Below are 14,185 nucleotides of genomic sequence, written 5' to 3'. Positions count from 1 at the left end.
AAACACCCTTTTGCAAGGCCCGAATTGCTTGGGATTCGCCCCCCTCGCGCCTATATGATGGACATGTCCGAGAACACCGAAAATACTCCCGAAAAAACCGTCCAGAAGGGCGAATATGGCGCAGAATCGATCAAGGTTCTGAAGGGCCTCGATGCCGTGCGCAAACGCCCCGGCATGTATATTGGCGACACCGATGACGGTTCGGGCCTGCACCACATGGTGTTCGAAGTGTCGGACAATGCGATCGACGAGGCGCTGGCGGGCCATTGCGACCTCGTGCTGATCGAGCTCAACCCCGATGGCAGCGTCTCGGTGGAAGACAACGGGCGCGGCATCCCGACCGACATCCACCCCGAAGAGGGCGTGTCGGCGGCCGAAGTGATCATGACCCAGCTCCACGCGGGCGGGAAGTTCGAGAACACCAGCGACGACAATGCCTACAAGGTGTCGGGCGGCCTGCACGGCGTGGGCGTGTCGGTAGTCAATGCGCTGAGCGAATGGCTCGAGCTGACCGTGTGGCGCGGCGGCAAGGAGCACTGGATGCGCTTCCGCAGCGGCGATGCAGAAGCGCCGCTGAAGATCGTCGGCGACGCCCCTCCGGGCAAGAAGGGTACGCGCGTCACCTTCAAGGCATCGACCGAGACCTTCAAGAACGTGACCGAGTTCGATTTCGACAAGCTCGAGCACCGTTACCGCGAACTGGCCTTCCTCAATTCGGGCGTGCGCATCCTGCTGCGCGACAACCGCCACGAGGAAACCCGCGAGCACGACCTGCTCTATGAAGGCGGGATCGGCGCTTTCGTGAAGTATCTCGACCGCAACAAGCAGGCGCTGATGCCCGAACCGATCGCGATTTCGGCCGAGAAGGACGGGATCGGGATCGACGTCGCGCTGCAGTGGAACGACAGCTATTACGAAAACGTCCTGACCTTCACCAACAACATCCCGCAGCGCGATGGCGGCACGCATTTGGCCGCGTTCCGCGCCGCGCTGACCCGCACGCTCAACAATTATGCCGAGCGTTCGGGGCTGATCAAGAAGGAGAAGGTGAGCCTTTCGGGCGAAGACATGCGCGAAGGGTTGAGCGCGATCGTCAGCGTCAAGCTGCCCGATCCCAAGTTCAGTTCGCAGACCAAGGACAAGCTGGTCAGCTCCGAAGTGCGCCAGCCGCTCGAAGCGCTGATGGGCGACAAGATGAACGACTGGCTCGAGGAAAACCCCGCGCTGGCCAAGGACGTGATCCAGAAGATCATCGATGCCGCCGCCGCGCGCGAAGCGGCGCGCAAGGCCCGCGAAATGAGCCGCAAGGGCGCGATGAGCGTCGCCAGCCTGCCCGGCAAGCTGGCCGATTGCCAGGAACGCGACCCGGCCAAGAGCGAACTGTTCCTGGTCGAGGGCGATTCCGCAGGCGGCTCGGCCAAGCAGGGCCGCGACCGCAAGACGCAGGCGATCCTGCCGCTCAAGGGCAAGATCCTCAATGTCGAGCGCGCGCGGTTCGACCGGATCATCAGCTCGAAGGAAGTCGGCACGCTGATCCAGGCGATGGGCACCGGCATCCGCGACGAGTTCAACCTCGAGAAGCTGCGCTATCACAAGATCGTGATCATGACTGACGCCGACGTCGACGGCGCACATATCCGCACGCTGCTGCTCACCTTCTTCCACCGCCAGATGCCCGAGATCATCAAGGCCGGGCACCTCTTCATCGCGCAACCGCCGCTCTACAAGGTGGCGAAGGGCCGCAGCGAGGTCTACCTCAAGGACCAGGCCGCGCTCGACCGCTATTTGGTCGAGGCCGGGCTGCAGGGCCGCGTGCTCGAAACGGTCAGCGGCGCGCGCTCGGGCGAAGACCTGCGCATGATGGTCGACCATGCGCTGCGCCTGCGCAGCCTGCTCGGTTTCATTCCGCGCAAATACGATCCGGCGATCATCGAGCAGATGGCGCTGTCGGGCGCGCTCGATCCCGCACTCGCCCCGGCGACCCGCGCAGAGGCGTTGCAACTGGCGGCGCAGCGGATGGAACTGGGCGATCCCGAAGCGCGCTGGTCGGCGCAGATCGGCGATGACGGCACCGTGCGGTTCGAGCGGGTGTGGCGCGGCGTGACCGATGTGCACGAGATCGAAGCCAAGTTCCTCGTCAGCGCCGAAGCGCACAAGCTGCACGGGCTCGCCGGCAGCCAGGCCGAAGCCTATGCCCGGCCCGGTCGGCTGGTGAAGACCGGCGCCGAGCCCGAAATCGTGCCCGATGACGATAGCGAGGCGGACGACCTGCCTGCCGCAGCCGGCGGCGAAGCGATCTCGCGCCCGAGCGAGCTGCTTGACGCGGTGCTCGCGGCAGGGCGCAAAGGGCTTTCGATCCAGCGCTACAAGGGGCTGGGCGAAATGAACGCCGAGCAGCTGTGGGAAACCACGCTCGATCCGGAAAATCGCGCACTGCTGCAGGTCAAGGTCGAGGATGCCGACGTAACCGACGAGATCTTCACCCGGCTGATGGGCGACGTGGTCGAGCCGCGCCGCGAATTCATCCAGGACAATGCACTGAATGTGGCGAATCTCGACGTCTGAGCGGCGCCCGTCGGCGCCTTTGGGGAGCGGATAAGGCATGGCGAAAGATCGCGAACGCGACGGCTACGAACATCTCGGCTTCGTCCTGCTGCTGGGGTTGCTCACCGCAGGCCTCGTGTTCGTGGTGTGGCCGCTCGCCACTTCGGTGCTGTGGGCCTCGCTCGCGGCGATCATGTTCCAGCCGCTTTACCAGTGGTTCCTCGCCAAGCTGAACGGGCGGGCCAATCGCGCCGCGGTGGCGACACTGGTGTTCATCACTTTCGCGGTGCTGCTGCCCGGGCTGTTCATCGGCAGCTTGGTGGTCGAGCAGGCGGCCAATGTCGTGATCGCCTTCCAGGACGGGAATCTCGATGTCTCGGCCTGGTTCATCGACGTGCTCAACGCCTTGCCGGCGCAGCTGCGCGAGCCGCTCGAAAAGCTCGGCCTGGCTGATTTCACCGCGTTGCAGACACGTGCGCAGGACCTGCTGACCGAAAGCGCGGGGATGATCGCGCGGCAGGCAGTGGCGATCGGCGGCGGGCTGTTCGGCTTCGTGCTGTCTTTCCTGGTCGGCCTTTACGTCACCTATTTCCTGCTGCGCGACGGCAAGGCGGTCAGCGCCGCCATCCTGCGCGGGATTCCGCTCCCGCTGGAAATCTCCCGGCAGCTGGCCGAACGCTTCGTTTCGATCGTGCGCGCAACGATCAAGGGCTCGGTCGTGGTCGGGCTGGTGCAAGGCGCGCTGGGCGCGATCACCTTCTGGATCGTGGGCGTGCAGGCAGCCGTGCTGTTGGGCCTGCTGATGGCAATTTTCTCGCTGCTGCCCGCGGTCGGCACCGGGATCGTGTGGGTCCCCGCGGCGATCTATTTGCTCGCGACCGGCTCGACCTGGGAAGGCGTCTTTGTGACAATTTCGGGCCTTGCGGTGATCGGCATGGCGGACAATGTGCTGCGCCCGATCCTGGTCGGACGCGACACCGGAATTCCCGACTGGGTCATTCTGATCACCACGCTGGGCGGGATCGCGACCATGGGCCTTTCGGGCGTGGTGCTCGGCCCGCTGCTGGCCGGACTATTCCTGGCCGGATGGTCGATCGCGCAAGAATACCTCCTCCACCACAAGAACGCCGAAAGCGAAGGCTGAGGCGGGCGACGTGAAGCGCGTTGCCCCCGGATCGCAATCCGAACAGGTGGGCCGGCTCTTCATTGCAGGCATACTGGTGGTGTTCGCGCCGCACCTGCCCTTCGGCAATTACCTGATCTATCCCTTCATGATCCTGGGCACATGGTTCCACGAAATGGGCCACGGGTTGACCGCGCTGGCGCTGGGCCACCAGTTCGAGCGGCTGCTGATTTTCCCCGACGGATCGGGCGTGGCCGAAAGCCTGTCCCCGGCCGACATTCCGCCATGGCAGCGCGCGATGATCGCGGCGGGCGGACCGCTGGGGCCGAGCGTGATGGGGATGGCGCTGATGCTGGCGAGCGCCCGCGCGCGACTTTGGCGCCCCGCGCTGCTGGCGCTCGCGGCGATCGTGATGCTCTCCACGCTGATTTGGGTGCGCACGCTCACCGGCTGGATCGTCCTGCCCGCAATTGCCGCGTTGCTGGCGCTGCTGGCATGGCGCGGCAAGCCCGGCCTAGTGCGCTTCATGCTGCAATTCCTCGGCATGCTGGCAGGGCTCAGCATGTTCCTGTCGTGGGACTACCTCTTCACCGAGAACGCTGTGATCGGCGGCCAGCTGATGCTGTCGGACACCGGCGCGATCGAAGCGAGCCTGCTGCTGCCGCACTGGGTCTGGGCGCTGCTGCTGGTTGGAAGTGCGATGCTGATGATCGGCGGAAGCCTGAAATATGCTTTGCGTGGCGTGCGGGGCCGCCTGCCGCGCCGCTGAACTGCGGGTTCAGGTCGCCAGCCGCAGCGTGTTGATCCCGCGCGCGCCACCCGCTTCGGCGGAAAGCCCGATGAAGATCGTGTCGATAATGCGCGCCAGCTTTTCTTCGCTCAGCTTCTCGTCAATGTAGGTCAGCGCATCGGGCAGTGTGTAATTGGCGACCATCTGGTTGATGAGCGACAGCGCCTCGTCGATCCCCAACCCGGGGAAATAGCCGTCGACCTGCGCCTGCGCGATCACTTCGCACAGATAATGGTCGGCCAGGTCGACGAAGCTGCGCACGCGCTCGAACCGCGCCGCGCCCAGTTCGCAGATCAGCGCAAAAGCCGCCGGGTTCTGGCGATAGCGTTCGCGCGTGACGCGAAAGCGCCGGACGAAGAATTCGAACATCTTGCGATTGGACGGCAAGTCGCTCGCAACGACCTCTTCCATGATCGCGACGTGAGGCTCCATCCATAGTTCCGCCACGGCTTCGAACAGGTCGCCATCATCCTCGAACAGTTCTTCGACCCGGTGGCGCGATATGCCTTCTTCCGCCGCAAGCAACGGAAGCGTGATTTCATGTCCTCGCTGGATGGTCAGCTCAAGCGCGCGCGCAGCAAGCCTCTGGCGTTCGGATCGTCGCGTTTCGGCGGACATCATCGTCCGTTTCCTCCCGGTGGAACGGGGGCTTATCTAGTGTGTCCGGCGCGCGGCTTAAACCACCAAGCGCGAATTATTTTTCGCTGCGGGGCTGCGACCTGTGATGCCCCTCTCACCCGCGCCGTTTCGGCGGAAGCGGAAGGAAAGCCGAGGTGCGCCGCTTGTAGTCAGCGTATTTGTCGCCCTTGGAGCGATCGAGCCCCTTTTCGAGCAGTGCCGCACCCGACCATTTGGTGAGCGTGAAGGTGAGGAAAATCGGCCCGATCAGCGTGTAGAGCGCATAATCCCATCCGGCCGAAGCGCAGACCAGCCAAATGCCCCACCATGCAGCACAGTCGCCGAAGTAATTGGGATGGCGGGTGTAGCGCCACAGTCCGGTGTCGAGCACCTGACCGTAATTATCCTGATCGGCCTTGAACCGCGCCAGCTGCCAGTCGCCCACCCATTCGAAGAATATGCCTATCAGGTAGATCGCCAGCCCCACCCATGCCAGCGGAGCGATGGGCGCGGGCTCGGACGAAGCGAGGATGCCGACTTGCGCGGGCGAGGAGACCATGAACAGCAACACGGCCTGCATCAGCCACACCTTGGTGAGTGCGGCGAAGGCGAAATTGCCCTTCTCGCGATCCTTCTTGAGGATCATCTTGTAGCGCTTGTCCTCGCCCTCGCGCCGCCAGCGGCGCAGCAGGTAAATACCCAGCCGGAATCCCCATGCCGCAGCCATCGCCATCAACAGCGTGGCTAGCGCGCCCGGCTGGCCGCCGGGCACATGCATCCAACTGGCAATCGCCAGGATGCCCATCCCCGCGCCCCAGAAGGCGTCGATGAAGGAGACATCGTCGATCCTTACCGAGACGATCCACAACACAAGCACGATCGCGACGAGGATCGCGGCATTCACCAGCAGTGCGTCAAGCATCGGCCTCTCCCTCGATGATCCGCAGCGCCTGCGCCTCCAGCACCTTGAAGCGTTCGTTCTCGGGCAGCTTTGAGCGCATGAAGCGGGCAATCTTCAACAGGTCTGCTCCATAATCGCCGCTGGGCCAGACAGGTTCCCCGAAACCCAGGATATTGCGATCGTTGCACACCCAGGCGGGCACGATCGGCACATTGGCTGCCTGCGCGATATGGTAGAATCCTGATTTCCAGCTGCCGTCGGTCGTGCGCGACCCCTCGGCCGCGATCACGAGCGCCAGATGGTCACGCCGGGCGAATTCCTCGGCTACCTGATCGACGTAGTTGGCGCGCTTGCTGCGGTCGACCGGGATGCCGCCCATGTCGAACATGAAATTCCGCATGATGCCTTCGAACAGCGTATGCTTGCCCATGAAATTGGGTTCGACGCCTTCCTTTGCGGTGGCACCGATGAAGAACACGAAATCCCAGTTGGACGTGTGCGGTGCGCCCGCGATCACGAATTTCGGCAGATCGGGCAGTTGCCCGTCGATCTTCCAGCCCTTCCAGCGATAGAGCGCCATGATGATGCGACGCACGATGCGCGACAAGATCGAGCGCTTGCGGCCCCTGGCTTGCGACATTTCCTCTCCCTTGACGCTACGGCCTAGCAGCTATGCAGCGGAAAGCGAGAGGGTTTCGACGTCACGATGCGCAGTCAACCCTCCTGGATTTCGCACTTGTCGAAATAGGGCATGCCGACAAGCGTAATCCGCAGAAACTCCCACTGCTGTCCTTTGCGCCATGCCTCGGCGTGGAAAACCATGCATTCCGTGCGGCTGCCCGTCTCTTGCGCACTGAATCTGCGAGTGACGAGGCCGTAATTGCCTTCAATTTGAACCTCGGGCGCGGCCATACGGAACTTAGCCTTGTCCGGATCGAACACGGCGAGCAGGAAGGTCCGTGCTTGCTCACCTGCCAGGGCAACCGGATCGCCCGCGCGTGAAATGACGGTCAGGACTGCCTTTCCATGCAGCGCGGGCGCACCACGAAAATTGGAGTTTGGGTGTCTGAGTGCCGTCATGAAAGCGCGCACAGCCAACTCCAGATCGGACGCCGGATTTTCCGGGTGTTCCGGGCTCGCCCATGACGGGAGATTGTCGGCGTCAGTCGACTGCGGCAGGTTATGGGGATGAACCTGAGGCGAAACAGGTGCAGCGAAGGCCGGAGAAGCCGCGATTGCGCCCAGGCACCAGATTGTGCGGAATATGATGCGTGGAATACAGTACAAGCGTTCCGCCTCCCTGGTCGAACCGCAGGCACGGTGAAATTGGGAGGAGGCACCTTCATCAGGGGTGGCAAGGTGAAGGCCCGGTTAGCGATAGACGCCCGGCCAGTCCATGTGGTGCGACCCAAGGCTCGGCGATGGAATTGCCTCGGACCGGCCTCCTCCCGCTCCCGAAATAACTCCGCGGGCAGGCATGCGTAATCCCTTCCGGCGTAGCAGTACGTCGGAAGATCGCCCTCTGCCTACATCCGGAAAACGCCAAATTGCGGCCGCTCTGCAATCGGCGCTTCGAGCGTCGCGGCGAAAGCGAGGCCCAGCACGTCGCGGGTCTGCACCGGGTCGATCACGCCATCGTCCCACATCCGCGCGGTGGCGTAATAGGGATTGCCTTCATCCTCGTATTTCTGGCGGATCGGCGCCTTGAAGGCCTCGGTCTCGCGCTCGTCCCATTTGTCTGCATCGCGGTGGACAGTCGCGAGCACCGATGCCGCCTGCTCGCCGCCCATCACCGAAATGCGCGCATTGGGCCAGGTGAAGAGGAAGCGCGGCTGGTAGGCGCGGCCGCACATGCCGTAATTGCCCGCTCCGAAGCTGCCGCCGATCACTACGGTCACCTTGGGCACGGTCGCAGTGGCGACCGCCGTCACCAGCTTCGCGCCGTGCTTGGCGATGCCTTCAGCCTCGTACTTCCCGCCGACCATGAAGCCCGAGATATTCTGCAGGAACAGCAGCGGAATGCGCCGCTGGCAGGCAAGTTCGATGAAATGCGCGCCCTTCTGCGCGCTCTCGGAGAACAGCACGCCGTTGTTGGCGAGGATCGCCACCGGCATGCCCCAGATATGCGCGAAGCCGCACACCAGCGTGGAGCCGTAATGCTGCTTGAACTCGTGAAACTCGCTGCAGTCGACGATGCGCGCGATCACTTCGTGCACGTCATAGGGTGCGCGCACATCCTCGGGGATGAGCGCGTAAAGGTCTTCGGCGTCGAACTTGGGCGGGCGGGGATCGCGCAGTTCGACGTCCTTCGCCGCGCCGGTATTGGCACCCAAATGGCTGACGATATCGCGCACCACGGTGAGCGCGTGCTCGTCATTCTCGGCGAGATGGTCGACCACGCCGCTCTTGCGCGCATGGAGGTCGCCGCCGCCAAGGTCCTCTGCGCTGATTTCCTCGCCTGTCGCCGCTTTCACCAGCGGCGGCCCGGCAAGGAAGATCGTGCCCTGCTCGCGCACGATCACCGTCTCGTCGCTCATCGCGGGAACATAGGCCCCGCCCGCGGTGCAGCTGCCCATGACGCAGGCGATCTGCGGAATGCCCAGCGCGCTCATGTTCGCCTGGTTGAAGAAGATGCGCCCGAAATGGTCGCGGTCAGGGAACACTTCGGCCTGGTGCGGCAGATTGGCGCCGCCGCTATCGACGAGGTAGATGCACGGCAGGCGGTTTTCCTGCGCGATCTCCTGCGCCCGCAGGTGCTTCTTGACCGTCATCGGATAGTAAGTGCCGCCCTTCACGGTGGCATCATTGCACACGATCATCACCTGACGGCCCGAAACGCGGCCGATCCCCGCGATCATCGAGGCGCCGTTCACGTCACCCTCATACATGCCATTCGCAGCGAGTTGCCCCACTTCGAGGAAAGGCGAGCCCGGATCGAGTAGCCGTTCTACTCGCTCGCGCGGGAGCAGCTTGCCGCGCGACACATGCCGCTCGCGATGTTTCTCGGGACCGCCCAGCGCGGCTTCAGCGACCTTGGCGCGCAGCTCGTCAGCCAGCGCCTTGTTGTGCTGGAACCGCGCCTTTGCCTCGGGGCTTTCACGGTCGAGCTTGGTGGTGAGAACGGGTGCGGTCATGAAAAGGCTTGTCCTTCGCGCAATTCGATAGCGCCGATACATTGAATCCGTCCCCCGGCCTCGACGAATTCGTCTGGCTTCATCTCTCGCGATACGGACATCTCCGCCATATCGCACCAGGGGCAGTGATATTTCAATTCGGGTGGCCGGTAGAGTTTCCGGAATGTCGCAAAGTCCAGCCCCTCGGCCGATGGCGCATGCTCGATCACTCTTGCCAGCATCGCCGAACGCAAGTCTCCGCCCAACCCCTGTTGCTCCACCTTGTCTTGCGAGGTGCGGAACAGGGCGAGAAGCGAACCCTCGCGATCGCCCGCAGACGACACTCCATCCGTGGCCATGTCGGTATCACCACAGAACTGGAAATGCGGGTGTTGTACCCCGCATTCGGGGCACGACAGCAGCAGGACATTGCCGTCGACAATCACCCTTCTGCTCCGATCAGTTGGCAGTCGGGCTTGCTGGTGAGAACAGGCGCGGTCATTCGTCGGGCCTCAGCGTTTCTTCACGAACTCGGCACGCAGGACCAGGCCCTTGATGCCGGGGTATTTGCAGTCGATTTCCTGCGCGTCACCGGTAAGCCGGATCGATTTGATAAGCGTGCCCTGCTTGAGGGTCTGTCCGGCGCCCTTGACCTCGAGGTCCTTGATCAGCGTCACCTGATCGCCATCGGCAAGGATATTGCCGACTGCATCGCGGACTTCGACCGCGCTTTCGGCAGCGCGCCTTGCTGCGAGCTCGGAGGCCGGCATCCATTCGCCGCTCACCTCGTCATAGACGTAGTCCTCGTCGCTCATGCCGCAGCTCCGGTGAGTTCACAGTCGGGCTTGGTGGTGAGGACAGGTGCGGTCATGAGTCGAGACCACCAGCTTCAATGATGTCGATCGATGAATTCTGCTCACGCAATTGATCACTCAGGCCCGAGCAAATCTGCTGTAGCGCAAGACCTTCGTCGAGCGACCACGTCGTGGCGTAGGCAAGCGCGCCGTGCCGGGCGACGTCGGCGAGAAATCGTCCAAAGTTATATGCGCCCTCAAGCTGATATGCAGCGATGCGGACATCGGCATAGCCCTCATTGTTGATATGGGCCTCGATGAGGTTCTTCGTGCTCAGACTATCCTCCGTCTCGCTCACCCCGCAGCCCCGATCAATTCGCGCCCGATCAGCATCCGCCGGATCTCATTCGTCCCCGCGCCGATATCGAGCAGCTTCGCATCGCGCATATAGCGTTCGACCGGCCAGTCCTTGGTATAGCCCGCGCCGCCCAGCGCCTGCACGCTTTCGGCGGCGACCTTGAAAGCGTTCTCGCTGGCGAGCAGGATTGCGCCCGCCGCATCGAAGCGCGTCGTCTGGCCCGCATCGCAGGCCTTGGCCACGGCATAGGTATAGGCGCGCGCCGATTGCAGCGCGACATACATGTCCGCCACCTTGGCCTGCATCAGCTGGAATGCGCCGATCGGCTTGCCGAACTGCTTGCGCTCGCGGACATAGGGGATCACGCAATCGAGGCAGGCCTGCATGATGCCGAGCTGTAGCCCGGCGAGCACCACGCGCTCGTAGTCGAGCCCGCTCATCAACACGCCGACCCCGCCATTGAGCGGGCCCATCACGTTTTCTTCGGGCACTTCGCAATCGTCGAACACCAGTTCGGCGGTGGGGCTGCCGCGCATCCCCATCTTGTCGATCTTCTGCCCGATGCTGAAACCGGGCATGTCCTTCTCGATCAGGAAGGCAGTGATCCCGCGCGACCCGGCGTGGCCATCGGTCTTGGCATAGACCACCAGCGTATCGGCATAGGTGGCGTTGGTGATCCAGAACTTGGTGCCGTTGAGCACGTAGCCGCCCTGCACCTGCTCGGCCTTGAGCTTCATCGAGACCACGTCCGAACCGGCGCTGGCTTCGGACATGGCGAGCGAGCCGACATGCTCGCCGCTGACCAGCTTGGGGAGATATTTCGCCTTCTGCTCGTCATTGCCCCAGCGGCGGATCTGGTTGACGCAGAGGTTCGAATGCGCGCCGTAGGAAAGCCCGACCGACGCGCTTGCCCGGCTCACTTCCTCGACTGCGATAACGTGTTCGAGATAGCCCAGGCCCAGCCCGCCCCATTCCTCTTCCACGGTGATGCCGTGCAGGCCCAGCTCGCCCATGGCGGGCCAGAGTTCGCGCGGGAACCAGTCGTCGCGGTCGGTCTTTTCGGCGAGCGGCGCGATCTGCTCGTCGGCGAATCGGCCAACGGTCTCGCGGATCATCTCGGCGCTTTCGCCGAGCTGGAAATCGAAATCGGGGGTGGCGCGCATTTGCTCTTCTTCTCCTCGCTTCCGCCCATAACAGCGCGCGCTGCGAGCGCAAACCGGTTGCATATGAAATCGGCATGCTTGCGCCGAGGCTTGGCCCCGCCGCCCGGGCAGCCTAGGGTGGCGCGCACATCCATTCCGGGAGCCGAACCATGCGCCATATTCCGCTGTTCGCCTGCATCTTGCTGCTGGCCGGCTGCAACCCGCCGCAAGATACGGCCGGCAATGAAGCGGCAGCCTCGCCTTCGCCTGCGGAGGAAGCCATGGCCGATGCGGTCGGCGTTGCCGAAACCCCCGCACCCAAGGCGACTGCCGCCGATATTGCGATGGCCAATACCGCATGGCGCGTGACCGGCGAGGAGGGCGCGATCTACACCACTTTCCTCGATCCAGACGGGCGCTATCGCGATCTCAAGAACGGGGATCCGTGGCAGGAAGGGACATGGGAGCGGCTGGCCGATGGCAGGCTGTGCTTCACGCCCGAGGACGAGACCCGCTCCGGCGCCTGCTGGACGCTCGGCAAGGAAAGCGATGAAGGGACCATGCGCGTGACCAGCGACGCCGGACGCGAGGTCGAATTGCAGCAGGTGACCTATATCGCCGCGCTGGACGAGGCCGAGGGCTGACCCCGATTTCCGTTCCTGACGAAGCGGCGCGATTGCTTGCGCGGCGCGCGGGGCTCTAGCTGCCGAAGCCGGGCGCTTCGGCTGGCCAGCCGGGCGCCGAAATCCCCATCACCTTGAACAGCAGGCCCATCTGGCTTTCGCCGGTCAGCCGGTCCTGCTGCCGCTTGAGCTTGTCGGCCTGGTCGGGCGCGCGGCGACGCAATGCTTCCATCCGCATGTCGATCCCCAGCGCGGTGAGCCATTCGCCCTGCATCGTCACGCCCAACAATTGCGCGCCTTGGCGCTTCGCAACCTTGGCCAGCGTTTCAAAATCGACATGCGCGGTGAGGTCCATCTCGCCCGGCGCGGAGAACACATCGACCTTCTTGTGCGCCTTGATCGCCTGGAGCGTCGACCCGGCGCGGGTTTCGCGCGGGCCGTAATCGATCACCAGCGCCGCGCCACCCTGCGCCACCAGCCGATCGGCCAGTTCGCTCATAACCGCTGCCGAAGCCGGGCTGGTTTCGATCACCGTGCCCTGGCTCGCCTGTCGCCAGCTTTCGGGCACCGCCGCATCCATCGGCTTGCCGCCCGATACGAATACCAAGCGGTCATCGTCGAGCCCCACCATGCGCTCGCGCCAGCCCTCTGCCGAACGCACCAGCTGGCGCACTGGCAGCGCGTCGAAGAATTCGTTGGCGATGATCAGCAGCGGCCCGTCATCGGGCAGGCTGGTGAGGTCGAGATGGTGCTGCACGCCGCGGATCGTGCCGCGCTGGACCTGGCGCAGCGCCTCCGATCCTTCGACGAAGTGGACTTGCGGCGTCAGCCCATAGCGCGCGGCGGCGCGCAGCGCGTCGGAAGCGAGCGTGCCGCGGCCCGGCCCCAGTTCGACGTAATGGACCGGATCGGGCCGCCCGGCGCGCACCCAGATATCGGCCAGCCACAGCCCGATCAGCTCGCCGAAAACCTGGCTCACTTCGGGCGCGGTGATGAAATCGCCCTCTTCGCCCAGCGGGTCGCGGCTGGTGTAATAGCGCGCGTTGCTCTCGCCCATATACTGGGCCAGGCTGATCGGCCCGGTCTCGCGGATCAGCCGCCGGAAAATGTCCGCCAGGCTGGCTGGCGGATTGTCGTTCATGCCTGCCCCGGCTTGCTCCCGCCGCTCCCGATCGGCCCGCGACTTATCGCGTAAAGCGTTACAATCAATCCAAGCAGAATCAGCGGTATTGTGAGCCATTGCCCCATCGAAAGTCCGGTTGTTGCAGCGAATTGCGCCAGATGTGCATCGGGTTCGCGGAAGAATTCGTTAACAAAGCGGGCCGCGCCAATCCCGATGGTGAAAACGCCCACCATCAGGCCCGGGCGATAGCGCGCACCGGTTTTCCAGAACAGCACCAGCAGGATCACGAGCAGCAGCAGTCCTTCGAGCCCGGCCTGGTAGAGCTGGCTGGGATGACGCACGGCAAAGGTCGTCTGGCATTCGCCGGGCAGGCTGGGAAGGTCGCAGAACACCATGCCCCAGGGCACGTCGGTGGCGCGGCCCCACAGCTCGCCATTGTTGAAATTGGCGAGCCGCCCCAGCAGCATTCCCATCGGCACGTTGACCGCCACATAGTCGGCAATGCGCAGGAAATTGAGCTTGCCGCGCAGGCTGACCCAGGCGATCGCGACCAGCACGCCGATCACCCCGCCGTGGAAGCTCATCCCCCCGTCCCACAGCCGCAGCAATTCCCAGGTGACGAAGCCGTTGCCGCTGAAGCTGGTGAACAATTCGGGGCGATAGAAGGCGGCGTAACCCAGCCGCCCGCCCAGGATCACGCCCAGCGTGCAATAGAAGAACAGGTCATCGACATGCCGCTGCGCCATCGGCGCGCCGGGCGCCTTGATCATCTTGGTCAGGTGCCAATAGGCGAACAGGATCCCGCCAAGATAGGCCAGCGAATAGAAGCGCAAAGTGAAGAAACCGAGGTCGATTCCCTCGACCAGGCCGAGGTCTTTCCAGTAGATCGGATCGGCAGCGCCGCTGGCGGCGATCCCCGAAGCGGCGAGTAGTGACAGCACGAAGCGAACCTCTATATAGATTGGGCCTGCCGGTCCGGCACAGCGTTCGGACGGGCTTTTGGCACAGCCGGGGTTTGGGGGAAAGCCTGTTCGGCGGGGATTGGGCCCGCCAGCA

15 protein-coding genes are annotated in these 14,185 nt (G+C 63.9%); 4 read left to right on the top strand and 11 right to left on the bottom strand.

Annotated features, from left to right (window positions below):
• Positions 1-63 precede the first annotated feature (63 nt).
• Genes gyrB through ACUJ47_RS10995 form a run of 3 tightly spaced genes read left to right on the top strand, consistent with a single transcriptional unit; the run spans position 64 to position 4,436 of the window.
• Positions 64-2,565 carry a DNA topoisomerase (ATP-hydrolyzing) subunit B gene (gene gyrB, locus ACUJ47_RS11005; RefSeq protein WP_445538439.1) on the top strand — a complete coding sequence of 834 codons (2,502 nt, stop codon included), beginning with the start codon at positions 64-66 and terminating at the stop codon, positions 2,563-2,565.
• Between the two features lie 37 nt (positions 2,566-2,602).
• Positions 2,603-3,688, top strand: a complete 1,086-nt coding sequence (locus ACUJ47_RS11000; protein ID WP_445538438.1) for an AI-2E family transporter — start codon at positions 2,603-2,605, stop codon at positions 3,686-3,688.
• A 10-nt stretch (positions 3,689-3,698) separates the two neighbouring features.
• A complete protein-coding gene (locus tag ACUJ47_RS10995) occupies positions 3,699-4,436 on the top strand; it encodes a M50 family metallopeptidase (RefSeq protein WP_445538437.1) in 738 nt (245 codons plus the stop codon).
• A 9-nt stretch (positions 4,437-4,445) separates the two neighbouring features.
• Here ACUJ47_RS10995 and ACUJ47_RS10990 read toward each other — a convergent pair whose 3' ends face one another.
• The 9 genes from ACUJ47_RS10990 to ACUJ47_RS10950 form a co-directional block, all read right to left on the bottom strand.
• Positions 4,446-5,078, bottom strand: a complete 633-nt coding sequence (locus ACUJ47_RS10990; protein WP_445538436.1) for a hypothetical protein — start codon at positions 5,076-5,078, stop codon at positions 4,446-4,448.
• 112 nt (positions 5,079-5,190) lie between these two features.
• Positions 5,191-5,997 (bottom strand): DUF1295 domain-containing protein, encoded by an 807-nt coding sequence (locus tag ACUJ47_RS10985; RefSeq protein ID WP_445538435.1) that lies wholly within the window; start codon positions 5,995-5,997, stop codon positions 5,191-5,193.
• Positions 5,990-6,616, bottom strand: coding sequence for a 1-acyl-sn-glycerol-3-phosphate acyltransferase (locus ACUJ47_RS10980; RefSeq protein WP_445538434.1), 627 nt, complete (start codon positions 6,614-6,616; stop codon positions 5,990-5,992). The genes ACUJ47_RS10985 and ACUJ47_RS10980 overlap by 8 nt, the downstream gene beginning before the upstream one ends.
• 74 nt (positions 6,617-6,690) lie before the next feature.
• Positions 6,691-7,263, bottom strand: coding sequence for a hypothetical protein (locus ACUJ47_RS10975; protein WP_445538433.1), 573 nt, complete (start codon positions 7,261-7,263; stop codon positions 6,691-6,693).
• Between the two features lie 239 nt (positions 7,264-7,502).
• Positions 7,503-9,110 carry a carboxyl transferase domain-containing protein gene (locus ACUJ47_RS10970; RefSeq protein ID WP_445538432.1) on the bottom strand — a complete coding sequence of 536 codons (1,608 nt, stop codon included), beginning with the start codon at positions 9,108-9,110 and terminating at the stop codon, positions 7,503-7,505.
• Positions 9,107-9,535 carry a hypothetical protein gene (locus ACUJ47_RS10965; protein WP_445538431.1) on the bottom strand — a complete coding sequence of 143 codons (429 nt, stop codon included), beginning with the start codon at positions 9,533-9,535 and terminating at the stop codon, positions 9,107-9,109. The genes ACUJ47_RS10970 and ACUJ47_RS10965 overlap by 4 nt, the downstream gene beginning before the upstream one ends.
• Before the next feature lie 66 nt (positions 9,536-9,601).
• Entirely contained in the window at positions 9,602-9,904 is a 303-nt protein-coding gene (locus tag ACUJ47_RS10960; RefSeq protein ID WP_445538430.1) for an alkylphosphonate utilization protein, read from the bottom strand.
• A 52-nt stretch (positions 9,905-9,956) separates the two neighbouring features.
• Positions 9,957-10,241: a hypothetical protein gene (locus ACUJ47_RS10955; RefSeq protein ID WP_445538429.1), complete on the bottom strand. Its 285-nt coding sequence runs from the start codon at positions 10,239-10,241 to the stop codon at positions 9,957-9,959.
• Positions 10,238-11,404 carry an isovaleryl-CoA dehydrogenase gene (locus ACUJ47_RS10950; protein WP_445538428.1) on the bottom strand — a complete coding sequence of 389 codons (1,167 nt, stop codon included), beginning with the start codon at positions 11,402-11,404 and terminating at the stop codon, positions 10,238-10,240. The genes ACUJ47_RS10955 and ACUJ47_RS10950 overlap by 4 nt, the downstream gene beginning before the upstream one ends.
• Positions 11,405-11,553: 149 nt before the next feature.
• On the opposite strand from ACUJ47_RS10950, the gene ACUJ47_RS10945 reads away from it, so the two are divergent.
• Positions 11,554-12,027 carry a hypothetical protein gene (locus tag ACUJ47_RS10945; RefSeq protein WP_445538427.1) on the top strand — a complete coding sequence of 158 codons (474 nt, stop codon included), beginning with the start codon at positions 11,554-11,556 and terminating at the stop codon, positions 12,025-12,027.
• 55 nt (positions 12,028-12,082) lie between these two features.
• On the opposite strand, the gene ACUJ47_RS10940 is transcribed toward ACUJ47_RS10945, so the two are convergent.
• Both ACUJ47_RS10940 and lgt read right to left on the bottom strand, forming a co-directional pair.
• Entirely contained in the window at positions 12,083-13,147 is a 1,065-nt protein-coding gene (locus ACUJ47_RS10940; protein ID WP_445538426.1) for a class I SAM-dependent methyltransferase, read from the bottom strand.
• Positions 13,144-14,070 (bottom strand): prolipoprotein diacylglyceryl transferase, encoded by a 927-nt coding sequence (lgt, locus tag ACUJ47_RS10935; RefSeq protein ID WP_445538425.1) that lies wholly within the window; start codon positions 14,068-14,070, stop codon positions 13,144-13,146. The genes ACUJ47_RS10940 and lgt overlap by 4 nt, the downstream gene beginning before the upstream one ends.
• Between the last annotated feature and the right edge of the window lie 115 nt (positions 14,071-14,185).

The sequence above is a fragment of the Altererythrobacter sp. Z27 genome (assembly GCF_052683155.1).
The sequence above is the reverse complement of the archived record's forward strand: the minus strand, read 5'-3'. Positions and strand labels throughout refer to the sequence as shown.